Below are 380 nucleotides of genomic sequence, written 5' to 3'. Positions count from 1 at the left end.
GCGACCCCTGGCGGCTGGCTCCCCGCTATTTTGCCGACGGTCTGTTCTTCCTCCGTGCCGCTGCGCGACTCTGGAGAGAATGAATTTCGGCTAGCGACCGACGGTGTGCTCGAGGACCAAAGTGCTCTCGCCACCCTCGGAAACTTCCACAGGAATACGCCAGCCCTGGATTCCGATGCGGCACAAACCACGGCCGGACTTTTCGCACCAGTAAAACACCGCCACCACTTCAAGCGTCTTGGTGTCGGAGTCCAGCGGGGAGAGTTCGATTTCGAGAGGTCCCTCTTGGGGCTTGATCCGAAAGACCTCGAAGCCCTGCCGCGAGTCCCCTGAGGACGGCGATGACACAGCCTGCCGCAATCGCCGAACCCGAATCTCCA

General features: G+C 61.3%; 1 protein-coding gene. It reads right to left on the bottom strand.

What is annotated here, in order from left to right; translation table 11 throughout:
- Positions 1-90: 90 nt before the first annotated feature.
- Positions 91-380, bottom strand: a 290-nt coding sequence (locus H5U08_RS18815) for a hypothetical protein (RefSeq protein WP_297036698.1), incomplete at its 5' end; no start/stop codon positions are given.

This window comes from Thermogutta sp. (assembly GCF_014359955.1).
Lineage (GTDB): Bacteria > Planctomycetota > Planctomycetia > Pirellulales > Thermoguttaceae > Thermogutta.
This window is presented reverse-complemented; position numbering and strand designations above follow the sequence as displayed.